General features: G+C 64.9%; 17 protein-coding genes and 1 tRNA gene. 6 read left to right on the top strand and 12 right to left on the bottom strand.

The window, feature by feature from the left end:
* Positions 1–16: 16 nt before the first annotated feature.
* From AAC640_RS02210 to AAC640_RS02195, 4 genes are all read right to left on the bottom strand, one after another.
* Positions 17–901, bottom strand: coding sequence for a F0F1 ATP synthase subunit gamma (locus AAC640_RS02210; RefSeq protein ID WP_340264445.1), 885 nt, complete (start codon positions 899–901; stop codon positions 17–19).
* Between the two features lie 67 nt (positions 902–968).
* Positions 969–2,498: a F0F1 ATP synthase subunit alpha gene (atpA, locus tag AAC640_RS02205; protein ID WP_340264444.1), complete on the bottom strand. Its 1,530-nt coding sequence runs from the start codon at positions 2,496–2,498 to the stop codon at positions 969–971.
* Positions 2,499–2,500: 2 nt separating this feature from the next.
* Complete coding sequence (locus tag AAC640_RS02200; RefSeq protein ID WP_340264870.1) at positions 2,501–3,055, bottom strand: F0F1 ATP synthase subunit delta; 555 nt, start codon at positions 3,053–3,055, stop codon at positions 2,501–2,503.
* 182 nt (positions 3,056–3,237) lie between these two features.
* Entirely contained in the window at positions 3,238–4,785 is a 1,548-nt protein-coding gene (locus AAC640_RS02195; RefSeq protein ID WP_340264869.1) for a S1C family serine protease, read from the bottom strand.
* A 113-nt stretch (positions 4,786–4,898) separates the two neighbouring features.
* Here AAC640_RS02195 and ada point away from each other — a divergent pair, with 113 nt between their 5' ends.
* On the top strand, positions 4,899–5,966 hold the full coding sequence (gene ada / locus AAC640_RS02190; protein WP_340264443.1) for a bifunctional DNA-binding transcriptional regulator/O6-methylguanine-DNA methyltransferase Ada: 1,068 nt from the start codon (positions 4,899–4,901) through the stop codon (positions 5,964–5,966).
* Positions 5,967–6,025: 59 nt separating this feature from the next.
* On the opposite strand, the gene AAC640_RS02185 is transcribed toward ada, so the two are convergent.
* Positions 6,026–6,181, bottom strand: coding sequence for a DUF1289 domain-containing protein (locus AAC640_RS02185; RefSeq protein ID WP_340264442.1), 156 nt, complete (start codon positions 6,179–6,181; stop codon positions 6,026–6,028).
* Positions 6,181–8,352 carry a primosomal protein N' gene (locus tag AAC640_RS02180; protein ID WP_340264441.1) on the bottom strand — a complete coding sequence of 724 codons (2,172 nt, stop codon included), beginning with the start codon at positions 8,350–8,352 and terminating at the stop codon, positions 6,181–6,183. The genes AAC640_RS02185 and AAC640_RS02180 overlap by 1 nt, the downstream gene beginning before the upstream one ends.
* Positions 8,353–8,622: 270 nt before the next feature.
* Between AAC640_RS02180 and fsa the strand changes: the two genes are divergently transcribed.
* Complete coding sequence (gene fsa / locus AAC640_RS02175) at positions 8,623–9,276, top strand: fructose-6-phosphate aldolase (protein WP_340264440.1); 654 nt, start codon at positions 8,623–8,625, stop codon at positions 9,274–9,276.
* A gap of 95 nt (positions 9,277–9,371) precedes the next feature.
* The gene (locus AAC640_RS02170; protein WP_340264439.1) at positions 9,372–9,722 is read left to right on the top strand and encodes an antibiotic biosynthesis monooxygenase family protein; all 351 of its coding nucleotides are present in this window, start codon (positions 9,372–9,374) and stop codon (positions 9,720–9,722) included.
* A gap of 8 nt (positions 9,723–9,730) precedes the next feature.
* Here AAC640_RS02170 and AAC640_RS02165 read toward each other — a convergent pair.
* Positions 9,731–9,807, bottom strand: a tRNA-Arg gene (locus AAC640_RS02165).
* A gap of 84 nt (positions 9,808–9,891) precedes the next feature.
* On the opposite strand from AAC640_RS02165, the gene AAC640_RS02160 reads away from it, so the two are divergent.
* Positions 9,892–10,614, top strand: coding sequence for a queuosine precursor transporter (locus tag AAC640_RS02160; protein ID WP_340264438.1), 723 nt, complete (start codon positions 9,892–9,894; stop codon positions 10,612–10,614).
* A 54-nt stretch (positions 10,615–10,668) separates the two neighbouring features.
* Here AAC640_RS02160 and truA read toward each other — a convergent pair whose 3' ends face one another.
* Both truA and fmt read right to left on the bottom strand, forming a co-directional pair.
* Complete coding sequence (gene truA / locus AAC640_RS02155) at positions 10,669–11,427, bottom strand: tRNA pseudouridine(38-40) synthase TruA (protein ID WP_340264437.1); 759 nt, start codon at positions 11,425–11,427, stop codon at positions 10,669–10,671.
* Between the two features lie 27 nt (positions 11,428–11,454).
* Positions 11,455–12,363: a methionyl-tRNA formyltransferase gene (gene fmt, locus AAC640_RS02150; RefSeq protein ID WP_340264436.1), complete on the bottom strand. Its 909-nt coding sequence runs from the start codon at positions 12,361–12,363 to the stop codon at positions 11,455–11,457.
* 53 nt (positions 12,364–12,416) lie between these two features.
* On the opposite strand from fmt, the gene recR reads away from it, so the two are divergent.
* A complete protein-coding gene (recR, locus tag AAC640_RS02145) occupies positions 12,417–13,013 on the top strand; it encodes a recombination mediator RecR (RefSeq protein WP_340264435.1) in 597 nt (198 codons plus the stop codon).
* 31 nt (positions 13,014–13,044) lie between these two features.
* Positions 13,045–13,575, top strand: a complete 531-nt coding sequence (gene def / locus AAC640_RS02140; protein ID WP_340264434.1) for a peptide deformylase — start codon at positions 13,045–13,047, stop codon at positions 13,573–13,575.
* A 68-nt stretch (positions 13,576–13,643) separates the two neighbouring features.
* Here the strand turns inward: def and phoB are convergent, their stop codons facing one another.
* From phoB to pstB, 3 genes are all read right to left on the bottom strand, one after another.
* Positions 13,644–14,345, bottom strand: a complete 702-nt coding sequence (gene phoB, locus AAC640_RS02135) for a phosphate regulon transcriptional regulator PhoB (protein ID WP_340264433.1) — start codon at positions 14,343–14,345, stop codon at positions 13,644–13,646.
* A 2-nt stretch (positions 14,346–14,347) separates the two neighbouring features.
* On the bottom strand, positions 14,348–15,043 hold the full coding sequence (phoU, locus tag AAC640_RS02130; protein ID WP_340264432.1) for a phosphate signaling complex protein PhoU: 696 nt from the start codon (positions 15,041–15,043) through the stop codon (positions 14,348–14,350).
* A gap of 104 nt (positions 15,044–15,147) precedes the next feature.
* Positions 15,148–15,936, bottom strand: a complete 789-nt coding sequence (gene pstB / locus AAC640_RS02125) for a phosphate ABC transporter ATP-binding protein PstB (RefSeq protein ID WP_340264868.1) — start codon at positions 15,934–15,936, stop codon at positions 15,148–15,150.

Below are 15,936 nucleotides of genomic sequence, written 5' to 3'. Positions count from 1 at the left end.
CCTTGCGTGCGTGATCTTAAAGGGCTTCGGCGCCCGAGATGATTTCGACCAGTTCGGTGGTGATCGCGGCCTGGCGGCTGCGGTTATACTGGATGGTCAGCTTGTTGATGAGGTCGCCGGCATTGCGGGTCGCATTGTCCATGGCGGTCATCGATGCGCCCTGCTCGGACGCGTTGTTTTCCAGCAGTGCCTTGAAGATCTGCACCGTCACGTTGCGTGGCAGCAGGTCGTCGAGGATCGCTTCCTCGCTCGGTTCATATTCCACCGTGGCGGCGATGGCGTTGCGGTCCGCGTCCGCCGGGATCTTGACGGGGATGATCTGCTGTTCGGTCGGGATCTGGGCGAGCGCCGACTTGAAGCGCGAGAAGAAGAGATGCGCGACGTCGAACTTGCCGTTCAGATACATGTCGGTCAGTTCGTGCGCGATGTCTTCCGCCTGATTATAACCCGGCTCCTTGACGCCGGTGGTGTCGAACTGGGCGACGATCATGCCAGGAAAGCTACGGTTGATGACCGGACGGCCCTTGCGCCCGATGAGGTAGAAGCGAACGGTCTTGCCCTGCTCGATCAGCTCATCGGCCTTAGCGCGGGCGGCCTTGACGATGTTGGCGTTGAACGCGCCCGCCAGGCCACGGTCGGAATTGGCGACGACCAGCAGGTGGACCTGGTCCTTGCCGGTGCCCGCCAGCAACGGCGAGGCGCCTTCGCCAGAGCCGCCGGCGATCTTTGAGGCCAGCGATGCCACGACCGCTTCCAGGCGGCTGGAATAGGGACGCGCGGCTTCGGCGGCGGCCTGCGCCTTGCGCAGCTTCGCGGCGGCGACCATCTGCTTCGCCTTGGTGATCTTCTGGGTCGATTTGACCGACCCGATGCGGATCTTCAGTTCCTTGAGGCTTGCCATCTCAATCCCGAACTCAGTGTAAGGAGGCCACCGGTTGCCCGGTGACCCTTATAATCAGGCGCCAATATCAGGCGAACGTCTTGCCGAATGAGTCCAGCGCGGCCTTCAGCTTTGCCTTGGGTTCGTCACCCAGATCCTTGCTGTCGCGGATCGCTGTCAGGATGTCGGCATGTTCGTGGCGCAGATAGGCGAGCATCAGCTCTTCATAGCGCGTCACGTCCTTGACCGGCACGCTGTCGAGATAGCCGTTGGTGCCAGCGAAGATCGACGCGGTCTGTTCCTCGAAGGGCAGCGGCGAGAACTGGGCCTGCTTAAGCAGTTCGGTCAGGCGCGCGCCGCGGTTGAGCAGCTTTTGCGTCGAGGCGTCGAGGTCCGATCCGAACTGGGCGAAAGCCGCCATTTCGCGATACTGCGCCAGCTCCAGCTTGATGCTGCCCGACACCTTCTTCATCGCCTTGGTCTGCGCGGCGGAACCAACGCGCGACACCGACAGGCCGACGTTGATAGCCGGACGAATGCCCTGGTAGAAGAGGTTGGTTTCGAGGAAGATCTGACCGTCGGTGATCGAAATCACGTTGGTCGGGATATAGGCCGACACGTCGCCCGCCTGGGTTTCGATGATCGGCAGCGCGGTCAGCGAACCGGCGCCATTGGCGTCGTTCATCTTGGCCGCACGTTCCAGCAGGCGGCTGTGCAGGTAGAACACGTCGCCGGGGTAAGCTTCGCGGCCCGGAGGACGACGCAGCAGCAGCGACATCTGGCGGTAGGCGACGGCCTGCTTGGACAGATCGTCATAGACGATTACGGCATGCATGCCGTTGTCGCGGAAAAATTCGCCCATGGTGACGCCGGTATAGGGCGCCAGATACTGAAGCGGAGCCGGTTCCGAAGCGGTCGCGGCGACGACGATCGAATATTCCATCGCGCCATTTTCTTCGAGCTGCTTGACGATCTGCGCGACGGTCGAACGCTTCTGGCCGACGGCGACGTAGATGCAGTAGAGCTTCTTGCTCTCGTCACCCGAGGCGTTGATGCCCTTCTGGTTGATGAAGGTGTCGATGGCGACGGCGGTCTTGCCGGTCTGGCGGTCACCGATGATCAGTTCGCGCTGGCCGCGGCCGACGGGCACGAGGGCGTCGATCGCCTTGAGGCCGGTCTGCACGGGTTCATGCACCGACTTGCGGGGAATGATGCCCGGCGCCTTGACTTCGACGCGGCGACGTTCGGTGTACTCGATCGGGCCCTTGCCATCGATCGGGTTGCCGAGGCCGTCGACGACGCGGCCGAGCAGGCCCTTGCCGATGGGCACGTCGACGATGGTGCCGGTGCGCTTGACGGTGTCGCCTTCCTTGATTTCGGCGTCCGAGCCGAAGATCACGACGCCGACATTGTCGGCCTCAAGGTTGAGCGCCATGCCCTGCACGCCATTGGCGAACTCGACCATTTCGCCCGCCTGGACGTTGTCGAGGCCATGGACGCGGGCGATACCATCGCCCACGGTCAGCACGGAACCGACTTCGCTCACCTGCGCTTCGGTGCCGAAATTGGCGATCTGGTCCTTGATGACCTTCGAAATTTCTGCGGCGTTGATATCCATGTTCAGCCTTTCATCGCCAAAGCGAGACTATTCAAACGGGTGCGGATGGAGGAATCGATCATCTGGCTGCCGATATTGACGACCAGCCCGCCCAGGATCGCGGGATCGACCTTGGCGTCGAGCGCGACATCACGGCCGACGCGCGAGCGAAGATTCTGCTGCAGGGCGGCAACCTGGTCCGCATCGAGCGGATGGGCGCTCGTCACCTCGGCCCGAACTTCGCCCCTGTGATTCGACAGCAGCGTTTCATAGGCGCGAATGATTGCGGGTAGTTGGGACAGGCGGCGGTTCTGCGCCAGGACGCCGAGGAAATTCTTCGTCAGCGGGTCAGTACCCATTGAGGATGCAACCGCCGCGATCGTCTTGTCAGCAGCATCGCGGCTAAGCACGGGATTGTTGATGAGCCCTTTAAAATCCGCCGACTGGGAGATCGCGGCCTTGATGTTCGCGAGGCTGCCCGCCACGGTGTCGAGCGTATTGCTGTCACGAGCGAGATCGAACAGCGCTACCGCGTAGCGGCCGCTGAGGCTTGCCTGAATGCCGCCGGTAGTCTCCACGCGCTTACCGTCCTCCACTTGATTTGCCGGTCATGCAAAAAGAGGGGATCAGTCGTGCCCCGGTCCCCTGTTGCCGGGCCGGTTAGCAGCGCCATTATGACTATGCAAGCCATGTAGCGAGATTCCATCGTTGCGACGGAATTCAGCCCGATCATCTGTGTCTTTTCCGCGTGAAAACGCGATCAGCCGGAGGAGTCGGGCGGCGCCAGTCGCCCCTTTCCGCAGTGATAGACCAGACGTTCGTTGGGCTGGGCCGGCAGCAGCGCGCCGAGGTCGGATTTCAGCGACGCGATTTTCGACTGTAATGCCTGATCGGTGCCGCACGTGCGGATCGGGCGATCCTTTACCAGTTCACGGACCTTGTCCATCGTGGCCATGTCGGGAAGCCAGCGCTGAACGCGCAGGATGCCAGTGGCGGGATCGAACCGGCTGACCGTGACGAAATTGCCGGTGTCCGGAATGCTCGCTCGTTCCCAGCCTGTGCCGACACTCACATATTGCATATTGCCGTTGGCGCAGCCGGTGTCCGCCCAGTTGAAGGGCATGTCGGTCGCCGGCGACACGGTGAGGCGGCTGCGGTCGAGATCCACCCGGCAGACATTGTCGCCGCTCCAGGCATAGGCATTGTTGCCGGTCACGCGATTATCTTCAGGCATCCGCGCGCGTTCATCGACGCTGGAGAAGCTGGGCTTGAGGAAGAACAGCGCGAGCGCGCCGAGCAGCAGCAGGCCGCCGCCCGCGAGAAACCAGGTCGCGCGCCGTTCCCGGCCCTGGCTGTAGAAAAGGCCCCCGCCGCCCAGGCCGAGCACGGCGAGCGCGAGCAGCACGGCCGCACCGGCCATGGCGTTTTCGCGCGCGGAGATCACGTCACGTTCGGCGTTGTCCCGCGCCTTTTCAATCGCCGCTTCGCGCGCATCGGCCCGCGCCCGCTCCGACTGTTCGCTCCGCTGTTGCTCCCGCTGCGTCACGGCGGCCTCCGCGGCATCGGCTTCGGCCATGGAGCGGCAAGGGATGACGGTATGGAGCGACGACACGCCCGCCTGGCGCAGGAAAGAGGCGACTTCCCGCCAGGAAATGGCAAAGCCGAATTCAGCGTCGTTGCCGTCGGAGACGGAGCCGAAGCTGTTGACGCCCAGTACTCGTCCGCAATCGTCGACCAAGGGGCCGCCGCTGTTGCCGGCCGCAAGGGGAGCGGTGTGGAGGATGGTGTCGAAACTCTGGCTGGAGCGGCCGGAGGAGATGTTGCCGCTCGTCTTCACGGTACTGAGCGGCTCGACCAGATCCTTGAGGCCCAGCCCCTGCGCCCGGTCGACCGTGCCGGGATAGCCGATCGCGGTCACATGCTGCCCATCCGTGACCGCGCCCCCATAGAAGGTGCTGACCGGGAGCCGTCCTTCCTCCAGCTGGATAAGCGCAAGGTCATTGCCCGGTGAATAGGCGATCACCCGCCCGCCATAGCTTTTCCGGCCTTCCGAAGGAATCACGCCGATGACGAGATTCTTCTCATCCCGCGTCAGTTCGACGACATGGGCGTTGGTCAGCACCTTGTCCGGCGCGACGGCGATGCCGCTGCCATGGCCGACAAAATAGGCCTGGGAGCCGTCCGTCGCGACCAGCGCGACCCGAACGACGCTGCGCGCGGCAGCGGCGATATCCTGCTGCTCCGCGCGAGCAGCGAACGGCATGGCAAAGGCCAGCAAAATGCAGAGGCGACGGAATATGGCGAGCATGACTGCGGGCATTCATATGCGAAGCCCCGACGGAGGCAATCTGTAATTGCGGACAGGGTTTTGGCAGCAAGGCGCGGGAAGCATACTGGCCCCGGCGGCGCTATGCCCTATCTATGACCAAGATGACCCATTTTCGCCCGTCCGCCGCGCCCCTGCCTGATCCCGACAAGTGCTGGGAGGCGTTCTCCCGCCGGGACCGCAGCCGGGACGGTACATTCGTCGGCGCGGTGCTCACCACCGGCATTTACTGCAAGCCAAGCTGCCCGGCACGGCGTCCACGGCGCGAAAACATGATCTTCATGGCCGACGCCGAGGCCGCGCGGGCGGCGGGCTTCCGCGCATGCCTGCGCTGCCGCCCGGATGAGGTGGGGCGAGACCGGCTTGCCGTCGAGGCGGCAATGGCCTTCATCGCCGCGGCGGATGCGCCACCCTCGCTCGATGCGATTGCGGCCCATGCTGGCTATGCGCCGCACCATTTCCATCGCCTGTTCAAGCGGGAGACCGGCATGACCCCGGCAGCCTATGCGCGTTCGCTGCGGGCTGACCGCTTCAAGGCCGCCCTGGGGCAGGGCGGGTCAGTGACGGACGCGATCTACGAGGCTGGCTATAATGCCCCAAGCCGCGCCTATGCCGACGCCGAACGGCATTTGGGGATGAGTCCCAGCGCGTGGCGGGACGGGGGGCGCGGCGTTCGGATTCGGCATCGCGTGATCGCGACCCTGCTCGGGCCGCTGCTGGTCGCCGCGACGGATCGCGGGATTTGCCGCATCAGCTTCGACGAGGGCGAAGCGGACCTGCGACGACGCTTTCCCAAGGCGCGGATCGAGCCCGCCGATGATCGGGTGGCGGGGCTGGCCGAACAGGTGGCGCGACTGATCGACGATCCGCGCGGGGCGACCGACCTGCCGCTCGACGTGGGGGGCACGGATTTCCAGCGTGCGGTTTGGGAAGCGCTGCGAGCGATCCCGCCGGGCGAGACGCGCAGCTATGCCGAGATTGCGGCGTCGATCGGCCGGCCCGGCGCGGTGCGGGCCACCGGCACCGCCTGTGGCGACAATGCGCTGGCTGTGGTCATCCCCTGCCATCGCGTGCTGAGAAGCGATGGCAGGCTTGGCGGCTATGCCTATGGAATCGAAAGGAAGAAGGCACTGCTGAACCGGGAAAGGATGAAGGAAGAGTGACGGGCGGGCAGCGTTACAGCCGTCATCCCGGCCCGCGCCGGGATGACGATGAGGCCGAACTAATCCCGCGTTCGTTTCAACCGTTCCATCACCGCCTGCCGCTGCGCCTTGCTCATCCCCCGCCAGCGCGCGATTTCGTCGACCGTGCGGCCACAGCCCAGGCAGACACGCCCGCTCCTGTCGAGCTTGCATATGTTGACGCAGGGGCTTTCCATCACATGAAACTGTAGGGGTCGACGTCCACGGCGACGCGCGTTCCCGATTTCCAGGTGAGATTGCCCAGCCATTCGCGGATCGCGGCCTGTATCTCGACCTGGCGCGTGGCATGGATCAGCAGCCGGTGGCGATGCCGGCCCCGCAGCACCGACAGGGGGGCTGGCGCAGGCCCATAGACGTGCATGCCGTCGATCTGCGGCGCGGACTTGCCGATCAGCCGGGCGACCTGCGCGGCTTCGTCGGCATCTTCGCTCGAGACAATGATTGCCGCGAACCGGCCGAAGGGCGGCGCGTTGGCGCGGCGGCGATTGTCCGTTTCCACTGCGTAGAATCTGTCCGAATCGCCGGCGATGAGCGCCTTGATGACTTCGGCCTCGGGCATGCGGGTCTGGATGTAGACCCGCCCCGGCTTCTGCCCGCGCCCGGCGCGCCCCGCGACCTGGACGATCTGTTGAAAAGTGCGCTCCGACGCGCGCAGGTCGCCGCCCTCCAGCCCAAGATCGGCGTCGATCACGCCGACGAGCGTCAGATTGGGGAAATGATAGCCCTTGGTGACGAGCTGGGTCCCGATGATGATGTCGACCGCGCCCGCCTCCACCGACTTCACGAACTCGGCGACCTTGGCGGGCGACCAGAGCGTGTCTGACGTGACGATAGCGATGCGCGCCTGTGGCCAGAGCGCCTTCACCTCGTCGGCGATGCGTTCGACGCCGGGTCCGCAGGCGACGAGGCTGTCCTCTTCCTCGCACTCCGGGCAGAAGCGGGGGGAGGGAACCACATGGCCGCAATGGTGGCAGGCAAGGCGGCGGGTCAGCCGATGCTCGACCATCCAGGCGGTACAGTTGGGGCATTGAAAGCGATAGCCGCAATGGCGGCACAACGTCAGCGGCGCGTAGCCGCGACGGTTGAGGAAGAGCAGGCTTTGCTCGCCCCTTTCCATCGTCTCGTCGATCGCCCTGACCAGCGGGGGGGCGATCCAGCGGCCGCGCTCGGGCGGGTCGGTGAGGAGGTTTATGCCCTCGATCACCGGCATTTCCGCGCCGCCGAAGCGGGAGGGGAGCTTGATTTCCTGATAGCGCCCCAGTTCGACCTGGTGGCGGGTCTCGATCGCCGGGGTAGCGGAGGCGAGGATGACGGGGAATTTCTCGATCAGGCCGCGCATCACCGCCACGTCGCGGGCGTGGTAATGGACGCCGTCTTCCTGCTTGAAACTCGCTTCATGCGCTTCATCGACGACGATCAGGCCGAGGTTCGGATAAGACAGGAAAAGAGCTGATCGGGCACCGACCACCACTGCGGCTTCGCCCGCGGCGATCGCGCGCCAGGCGCGGCGGCGCTCCGATTGCCGCAGCCCGCTGTGCCAACTGACGGGGAGGGTCCCGAACCGCTTTTCGAAGCGTTCGAGAAAAGGTTCGGTGAGCGCGATCTCGGGCAGCAGGACCAGCACCTGGCGTCCGCCGCGAAGGGCGGCGGCAATGGCTTCGAAATAGACCTCCGTCTTGCCCGATCCGGTGACGCCGTCGAGCAGGAAGGGGGTAAAGCTGCGCGCCTGCACCGCCTCGACGAATCGGTCCGCGGCGGCGGCCTGCCCGTCGGAAAGCCGCGGCGGCGCGTGGTCGGGGTCGGGCATCGGAAAGGGGGTATCGACGCTTACTTCGATGGCTTCGAAAGCGCCCGCCTTGACGAGGCCCCGGATGACTGCGTCGCTCACCCCTCCGATCGTTGCCAGTTCGCGGATCAGCCCCTGCCGCTCGCCGATCCGCTCCATCGCCTGGGCCCGCTGCTCCGTCATGCGTTCGGGGATGTCACCGGTCGCGCGATATTCAATGACGGTGCGGGCGCCCTCCAGCGCGCTCATCGACGCGAGGCTCATGCGCAGCACGGCGGCGACGGGGGCGAGATAATAGTCGGCCGTCCATTCGATCAGGCGGCGCAGAGTTTCAGGGATCGGCGGAGCATCGACCAGGCCGACCAGATTGCGGAGGCGGTTGTCGCCAACCGTGTCGACATCCGGGAAAGCGCCCTCATCCCAGACGACGCCGATCAACTGGCGCGGCCCCAGCGGCGCGACGACGATGCTGCCGGGCCGCACGTTCATCCCCTGCGGCACCCGATAGTCGAGCGGCCCCAGGGCGGCGTTCAGCAGGATGACACGGGCGCGCGAACTCATTTGCCCCTCCCTACCGGGCCGGGCGGGCGAGGCAAGGCAGGGCGTTGCGATTTTCCAGCTCGGCGTGGGCGAGCAGGATGCGCGCGGTCTGCCGGCGATGCCGATCGAATGGGCGCAAGGAGGGGGCATCATTGGGTCCGCTGGCAAGGTGCCGCCCTGATAAGGGTGCGCGGAGGTTCAGGTCAAAGGCATTGGTCCGTGCGCATGGCCAATCGCCGGATCACCCGCTAAACGGGTGGCGATTCGCATATCCCCCCGGAGCACATGGTCATGAAGTTTTTTGTCGACACCGCCGACACCGCCGAAATCCGCGATCTGGCCGCCACCGGGCTGCTGGATGGCGTCACCACCAATCCATCCCTGATCCACAAATCGGGCCGCAAGTTCCTGGAAGTGGTGGAAGAAATCTGCGGCTTGGTCGACGGACCGGTTTCGGCAGAGGTCGTCGCGCTCGATCACGAGACGATGATGAAGGAAGCCGCCGTCCTGCGGAAGATCGCGGACAATGTCTGCATCAAGGTGCCGCTGACTATCGACGGCCTGAAAACCTGCAAGGCGTTGACCAGCGAAGGCGTCCTGGTGAACGTGACGTTGTGCTTTTCGGCCAATCAGGCGCTGCTGGCGGCCAAGGCGGGTGCCAGCTTCATCTCTCCCTTCGTCGGGCGGCATGACGATAATGGCTTTGACGGCATGAAGCTGATCGAGGACATTCGCCTCATCTACGATAATTATCAGTTCGATACCGAAATCCTCGTGGCGTCGGTGCGCCATCCCATCCACGTGCTGGAAAGCGCGAAGATCGGCGCGGACGTCATGACCGCGCCCCCTTCGGTCATCAAGGCGCTGTTCAACCATGTGCTGACCGAGAAGGGCATTGCCGGCTTCCTGGCCGATTGGGAAAAGACGGGCCAGTCGGTTCTGTGATCCTGGAGTGAGGTGCTCCTGCCCTGCGCGGGAAGCACGGTCATTGCAACCTCGGGCGCCGCGCGCCATTCTCTCCTGAACGAAGGAGAGGGCCGATGTTTATCGCGGTCTATTGGTGGCGGGTTCATCCCGGCAAGGAAGAGCAGTTTCGCGCGGCATGGCGGCGCGGGACCGACCTCATCCGCGAAAGATATGGCAGCTATGGTTCGCGTCTGCACCGCGACGCCGACGGGCGCTTCGTGGGCTATGCCGAATGGCCCGACGAAGCGACATGGCGCGCCGCCTTCGACCAGAAGATGGTCTATGACGAGCCGGCCACGCGCGCGGCGTTCGTCGACGCGATCGCCGAAGTGCCGCCCAATGCGGACCCCATTTTCACCATGAAAGTCACGGACGACCTGCTGCTGCGAGGACGACCGTTCGACAGCGCGCTTGAAGGCGAATAGCGGTCTGGTGGCGACCCCGGCAGGATTCGAACCTGCGACCATTCGCTTAGAAGGCGAATGCTCTATCCAGCTGAGCTACGGGGCCGTGCGCGCGCTTCGATAGCCGGGGTTGGACGGCCATGCAATCGCGGCCATTGCATTTGCGTAGCAGACCGATATGCAGGGTCGCATGACCGACATGGGGGTTCGGAAAATCGATGCGCAGGCGCTCGCTGAGCGACCGATGCGCTATTTCGATTTCTTTGTCGCCGCGTTCGTCGCGATCCTGCTGCTTTCGAACCTGATCGGCGCGGCGAAGCTGTCGACGCTTTTCGGTTTCACCTTCGGCGCCGGCATCCTCTTCTTCCCCTTGGGCTATGTCCTGGGCGACGTGCTGACGGAGGTCTATGGCTATGCACGCGCGCGGCGCTGCGTCTGGGCGGGCTTCGGCGCGATGCTGTTCATGGCGCTGATGAGTTGGGTAGTGGTCAAGCTGCCGCCCGCTCGAGGGTGGCCGGACCAGGGCGCTTATGAGGCGGTGTTCGGCAGCACTTGGCGCATCGTGTTCGCGTCGCTGACAGCCTTTTGGGCGGGTGAGTTCGCCAACAGCTTCGTCCTCGCCAAGATGAAGCTGCTCACCCAGGGCAAGCATCTGTGGATGCGCACGATCGGGTCGACGATCGTCGGGGAGGGGCTAGACAGCCTGATCTTCTACCCGCTCGCCTTCTACGGGCAGTGGACCAACGCCCAGGTGCTGACCGTGATGGTGACGAACTGGCTGCTCAAGGTGACGTGGGAAGTGGTGCTGACGCCCGTTACCTATCTGATCGTCAACAGCCTCAAGCGTGCCGAAGGGCTGGACGTCTATGACGCGCACACCAATTTCACGCCCTTCAGGACGCGGCTCAGCTAGGTCTTTGTTTTAGCGCATTTTTCAATTCAGCAGACGATTCCATCTGCTTATGCTCTAGGCTGCGTCCTGCTCCGACGGGTAGGTGGCGCGCACGAAGTAGAGGCCGTCGGGCGGAGCGTTGAGGCCGAGCGCCGCGCGGTCCCTGGCGTCGCGCGCGATGCGCATGTCATCCACCGACCAGCGCCCCATGCCGACCAGGGCGAGGCAGCCGACCATCGATCGGACTTGATGGTGGAGAAAGGAGCGCGCCGCCGCACGGATGGCGATACGATCGCCTGTGCGCTCGACATCGAGGCGGTCGAGCGTCTTGAGCGGACTGTCCGCCTGGCAATGGGCGGAACGGAAGGTCGTGAAGTCATGGCGGCCCACGAGCAGTTGCGCTGCGTCCTGCATCGCCCTTTCGTCAAGCGGCTGGATGACCCGCCAGGCCAGGCCGCTCTCCACGGTGAGGGGCGCACGGCGGTTGATGATGCGATAGAGATAGGCTCGCCCGGTGCAGGAAAAGCGGGCGTGCCAGTCGTCGGGCACGATCTCGCAACCGAGAATCGCGACTGGCGACGGGCGCAGCCGCGCATTCATCGCCTCCATCAGGCGGAAGGGCGCGATCGGCTTCGCAATGTCGGCATGGGCCCGCATGGCGAGGCCATGGACGCCCGCGTCCGTCCGCCCGGCGGCATGGATCACCGCCTGTTCGCCGGTGATGGACCGGATGGCGTCCTCCAGCGCTTGTTGGACGCTGGGGCCGTGGGCCTGACGCTGCCAGCCCATGAAGGGGCGTCCGTCAAACTCGACGGTGAAGGCGAAGCGCGTCACGGGCAGGGCAGGACATGCGCGGCGAGATCAGGCATCGACGCGGCTCCCCGCGGGCATGTCATAGCCCCGGAGCAGTTCGCCGGGTGACATGGCGCCCTTGCCCGCGCGCTGGATCAGGGTGGGACGGATGGCGCCGTGGCCGCAGCCGATGAGCAGGCTGTTGTCGAGCATTTCACCCGCCGGACCGTCATGGTCCTCGACATGGGCGGCGAGGATGCGGAAGCGTTCTCCGCGATATTCGAGGAAGGCGCCGGGGAAGGGGTTGAACGCGCGGACCTGCCGCTCGATCTGATGCGCGTCGCGGGTGAAATCGAGGCGCGCCTCCATCTTCTCGATCTTGGCGGCGTAGGTGACCCCGTCCTCCGGCTGTGGCACGGGAGGGTGGGCGGGCAGGTCGTCCAGTACCTCCACCATCAACTCCGCGCCGGCCCGTGCCAGTTCCTCGGTCAGGGCGCCGGCGGTCTTGCCCTCGATCGGGGTGACATGCTTGGCCCGCATGGGCCCGGTATCCAGCCCTGCTTCCATGTCCATGATGGTGACGCCGGTGACATTGTCGCCGGACAGGATCGCGCGCTGGATCGGCGCCGCGCCGCGCCACCGGGGCAACAGCGAGGCATGGATGTTGAGGCAGCCCATGCGCGGCGCGGCCAGAATGGGGCGCGGCAGGATGAGGCCATAGGCGGCGACCACCGCCACATCGGCATTCAGCGCGACAAATGCGGCCTGCACGGCCTCGTCCTTGAGCGAGACAGGCGTGCGTACCTCTATCCCCCTTGCCTCGGCCTGCTGGTGGACAGGCGACGGGCGCAGCGCCTTGCCACGGCCGGCCGGGCGGGGTGGCTGGCTGTAGACGGCGGCGATCTCATGACCGGCACCTGCCAGCGCGGCCAGCGCCGGAACGGCGAATTCGGGGGTGCCCATATAGACGATACGCATGATGGCCTCTCAAACCCCTTGTGCCGATCACTTGCAAGCCCTTATCTCGGCCGATGGCTTCTCCCGAGATCGACGCGCTGACGCAGGCGCTGTCCCGCCTGCCGGGCCTTGGCCCCCGCTCGGCGCGGCGGGCCGTCCTGCACCTGCTCAAAAAGCGCGAGAGCGCGCTGGAGCCGTTGTTGCGCGCGCTGGATGCGGTCAACGAGCGGCTCGTGACCTGCGGCATTTGCGGCAATGTCGATACGGTGGACCCGTGTGGCATCTGCGCCGATCCGCGCCGCGACGCCCGGGCTCTGTGCGTGGTGGAGGATGTGGCCGACCTGTGGGCGCTCGACAAGTCGCGCCTGTTTCCGGGGCGCTTCCACGTGCTGGGCGGACGCCTGTCGGCGCTGGAGGGCGTGCGGCCGGAGGATCTGTCCATCGACGCGCTGGTCGCCCGGGTCGAAAAGGGCGGTATCGACGAAGTGGTGCTGGCGATGAATGCGACGCTGGAGGGGCAGACGACCGCCCATTATCTCGCCGAGCGGCTGGAGCGATTCCCTGTGCGGCTGACGCAGCTGGCGCATGGCGTGCCGGTCGGCGGTGAACTGGACTATCTGGACGAGGGGACGTTGGCCCAGGCGTTGCGGGCGCGGCGGCCGGTCGCTTGAATTTTCGCGGCTGTCGGGCTATTTTGCATCGATGGCCATTCTTCCGATCCTTGAGGCGCCAGACCCGCGCCTGCGTACCATTTCGTCTCCGGTGGAGGCGATCGATGACGATCTGCAGCGTCTGATCGATGATATGTTCGAAACGATGTACGACGCCCCGGGCATCGGTCTGGCGGCGATCCAGGTCGGCGTGCCCAAGCGTGTGCTGGTGATCGACCTGCAGGAGCCGGAGTCCGACGAGGAAGGGGCGCCGCCGGTCAAGAAGCCGCTGGTCTTCATCAATCCCGAGATCCTTGGCGGGTCCGAGGAGCTGTCAGTCTATAATGAAGGCTGCTTGTCGGTGCCCGACCAGTTCGCGGAGGTCGAGCGTCCCGCCTCCATCCGCGCAAGCTGGATGGACCGGGAAGGCCGCATTCACGAGGAGCAGCTGGAGGGCCTGCTGGCGACCTGCCTGCAGCATGAAATGGACCATCTGCAGGGCGTGCTCTTCATCGATCACTTGTCACGGCTGAAGCGCGACATGCTGATGAAGAAGCTGGTAAAGGCGCGCAAGGCGGCCTGAGACCCACATCAGGGTAAACCGAATCCGTCGGATGAACGGGCCGGGGCTTCGCTTTTTCGGGCGCCGGCTTACCCCACCCCATCCGTATCAAGGGCATAGCCGGCCGACCGGACGGTGCGGATGATGTCATGATATTTGCCATCGGCATTGATTGCCTTGCGCAGGCGACGGATGTGCACGTCGACGGTGCGCAGTTCGATATCGCTGTCCTGCCCCCAGACGCTGTCGAGCAGCCGCTCGCGCGAAAAGACCCAGCCGGGATGCTCCAGGAAATGCTTGAGCAGCCGGAATTCCGTGGGGCCGAGCGGGACCACCTGACCGTTACGACGAACCTTGTGGCCGACCGTGTCCATCTCCACGTCGGCAAAGGTCAGCGTCTCGCCTGCGAGCGCCGGACGGACGCGGCGCAGAACAGCGCCGACGCGGGCGACCAGTTCGCGCGGCGAGAAAGGCTTGGTGACATAATCGTCCGCCCCGGTTTCCAGGCCGCGGACGCGATCCTCTTCCTCGCCGCGCGCGGTCAGCATGATGATCGGCACATTGGCCGTGCCGTTCATGCGGCGCAGGCGGCGGCAGACCTCGATGCCCGAAAGGCTTTCGACCATCCAGTCGAGCAGCACGATGTCGGGTGCGGTTTCCTGCGCCATGAGCAGCGCTTCCTCGCCGTCGACCGTATGGGCAACGTCGAAATCTTCCCGCTTGAAGTGCCAGATCAGGAGTTCCGCAAGCGCGGCGTCATCTTCGACCAGGAGCATTTTGGCCCGCGCCATGCTCAGTTCTCCGACGGCTGGGCGCCGCCGCGTTCGCGGTCCGGCAGGGTCTGGCCCGTGGCCGCGTAATAGACCATTTCGGCGACATTGGTCGCATGGTCGCCGATGCGCTCGATATTCTTGGCGACGAACAGCAGGTGAGCGCATTCGCTGATCGTCTTGGGATTTTCGACCATGTAGGTGACGAGACTGCGGAAGACGCTGCTGTAAAAATCGTCGACCACCGTGTCGCGATCGACCACCGCCAGCGCCAGGTCCGCATCGCGCGCGGCGAAGGCGTTGAGCGCATCATGCACCATCTCGCCGGCGACCTGGCCCATGGAGGGAAGCAGCGAAACGGGTTCCAGCGTGCGCTGGTTGGCCGCGATCATCGGCACCCGCTTGGCTATATTCTTCGCATAGTCGCCGATCCGCTCGACGACGCCGACGATCTTGAGCGCGGCGATGACATCGCGCAGATCGTTCGCCATGGGCGCGCGCAGGGCGATAACCTGGATGACCAGCTTTTCCACCTCTGCCTCGATCGCGTCGATGCGCTTGTCGTCAGCGACGACTTGAGCGGCGAGCGCTCGATCATGGCGCTGCAGGGCCTGCATCGCGTTTTCGATCGCTGCTTCGGCGCGACCGCCCATTTCGGCGATGAGGCCGCGCAGCTTGTCGATATCCTCGTCGAATGCCTTGATCGTATGTTCTGCCATATGTCGGTACTCCGATGGTGTCGGCCCTGATGGGATCGATACCGGACTTCTTTGCCGTGATTTCCGAGCGCCAGATGCCACCATCCGGCTTGAAATCCCTCTGATCAGCCGTAGCGGCCGGTGATGTAATCCTTGGTCCGCTCTTGCCGCGGATTGGTGAAGATGTCCGAAGTCACGCCATATTCGACCAGTTCGCCCAGGTGGAAGAAGGCCGTGCGCTGCGACACGCGGGCGGCCTGCTGCATATTGTGGGTGACGATGACGATCGCATAGCGGCCGCGCAGTTCGTGGATCAGTTCCTCGATCTTTGCGGTGGCGATCGGGTCGAGCGCGGAGCAGGGTTCGTCCATCAGGATGACTTCCGGTTCGACGGCGATGGCGCGGCCGATGCACAGGCGCTGCTGCTGCCCGCCCGACAGCGCAGTGCCGCTGTCGTGCAGGCGATCCTTCACCTCTTCCCACAGGCCCGCCCGGCGCAGCGACTTTTCGACGATCACGTCCAGGTCGGCTCGCGAACCGGCGAGGCCATGGATGCGCGGGCCGTAGGCGATATTCTCGTAGATCGACTTGGGGAAGGGGTTGGGCTTCTGGAACACCATGCCGACGCGGGCGCGCAGCTGCACGACGTCCATGCTGGACGCGTAGATGTCCTCACCGTCGAGCGTGATCGTGCCTTCGGTGCGGGCGCTCGCCACCGTGTCGTTCATGCGGTTCAGCGTCCGTAGGAAGGTCGACTTGCCGCAGCCGGACGGCCCGATGAAGGCCGTGACATTGTCCATGTCGACGTCGATGGAGACGCCCTTGATCGCCTGTTTTTCGCCGTAGAAGACCTTCACGTCGCGCGCGGTCATCTTGGTTTCGGTGGCGGGCACCAGTGTTTGCGGTTCGTGCAT

Source organism: Sphingobium mellinum (assembly GCF_037860795.1).
GTDB classification, from domain to species: domain Bacteria; phylum Pseudomonadota; class Alphaproteobacteria; order Sphingomonadales; family Sphingomonadaceae; genus Sphingobium; species Sphingobium mellinum.
Note: the sequence above shows the minus strand (reverse complement) of the source record. Positions and strands in the feature narration are given on the sequence as shown.

Bases quoted from the DNA above. Each gene is read 5' to 3' on its own strand.
- phoU (WP_340264432.1), bottom strand. From the start codon at position 15,043: ATGGCAGAACATACGATCAAGGCATTCGACGAGGATATCGACAAGCTG.
- AAC640_RS02180 (WP_340264441.1), bottom strand. From the start codon at position 8,352: ATGAGTTCGCGCGCCCGTGTCATCCTGCTGAACGCCGCCCTGGGGCCG.
- atpA (WP_340264444.1), bottom strand. From the start codon at position 2,498: ATGGATATCAACGCCGCAGAAATTTCGAAGGTCATCAAGGACCAGATC.
- pstB (WP_340264868.1), bottom strand. From the start codon at position 15,936: ATGCACGAACCGCAAACACTGGTGCCCGCCACCGAAACCAAGATGACC.
- ada (WP_340264443.1), top strand. From the start codon at position 4,899: ATGACCAAGATGACCCATTTTCGCCCGTCCGCCGCGCCCCTGCCTGAT.
- phoB (WP_340264433.1), bottom strand. From the start codon at position 14,345: ATGGCGCGGGCCAAAATGCTCCTGGTCGAAGATGACGCCGCGCTTGCG.
- AAC640_RS02210 (WP_340264445.1), bottom strand. From the start codon at position 901: ATGGCAAGCCTCAAGGAACTGAAGATCCGCATCGGGTCGGTCAAATCG.
- AAC640_RS02160 (WP_340264438.1), top strand. From the start codon at position 9,892: ATGACCGACATGGGGGTTCGGAAAATCGATGCGCAGGCGCTCGCTGAG.
- fmt (WP_340264436.1), bottom strand. From the start codon at position 12,363: ATGCGTATCGTCTATATGGGCACCCCCGAATTCGCCGTTCCGGCGCTG.
- recR (WP_340264435.1), top strand. From the start codon at position 12,417: ATGGCTTCTCCCGAGATCGACGCGCTGACGCAGGCGCTGTCCCGCCTG.
- AAC640_RS02170 (WP_340264439.1), top strand. From the start codon at position 9,372: ATGTTTATCGCGGTCTATTGGTGGCGGGTTCATCCCGGCAAGGAAGAG.
- def (WP_340264434.1), top strand. From the start codon at position 13,045: ATGGCCATTCTTCCGATCCTTGAGGCGCCAGACCCGCGCCTGCGTACC.
- fsa (WP_340264440.1), top strand. From the start codon at position 8,623: ATGAAGTTTTTTGTCGACACCGCCGACACCGCCGAAATCCGCGATCTG.
- AAC640_RS02195 (WP_340264869.1), bottom strand. From the start codon at position 4,785: ATGCTCGCCATATTCCGTCGCCTCTGCATTTTGCTGGCCTTTGCCATG.
- AAC640_RS02185 (WP_340264442.1), bottom strand. From the start codon at position 6,181: ATGGAAAGCCCCTGCGTCAACATATGCAAGCTCGACAGGAGCGGGCGT.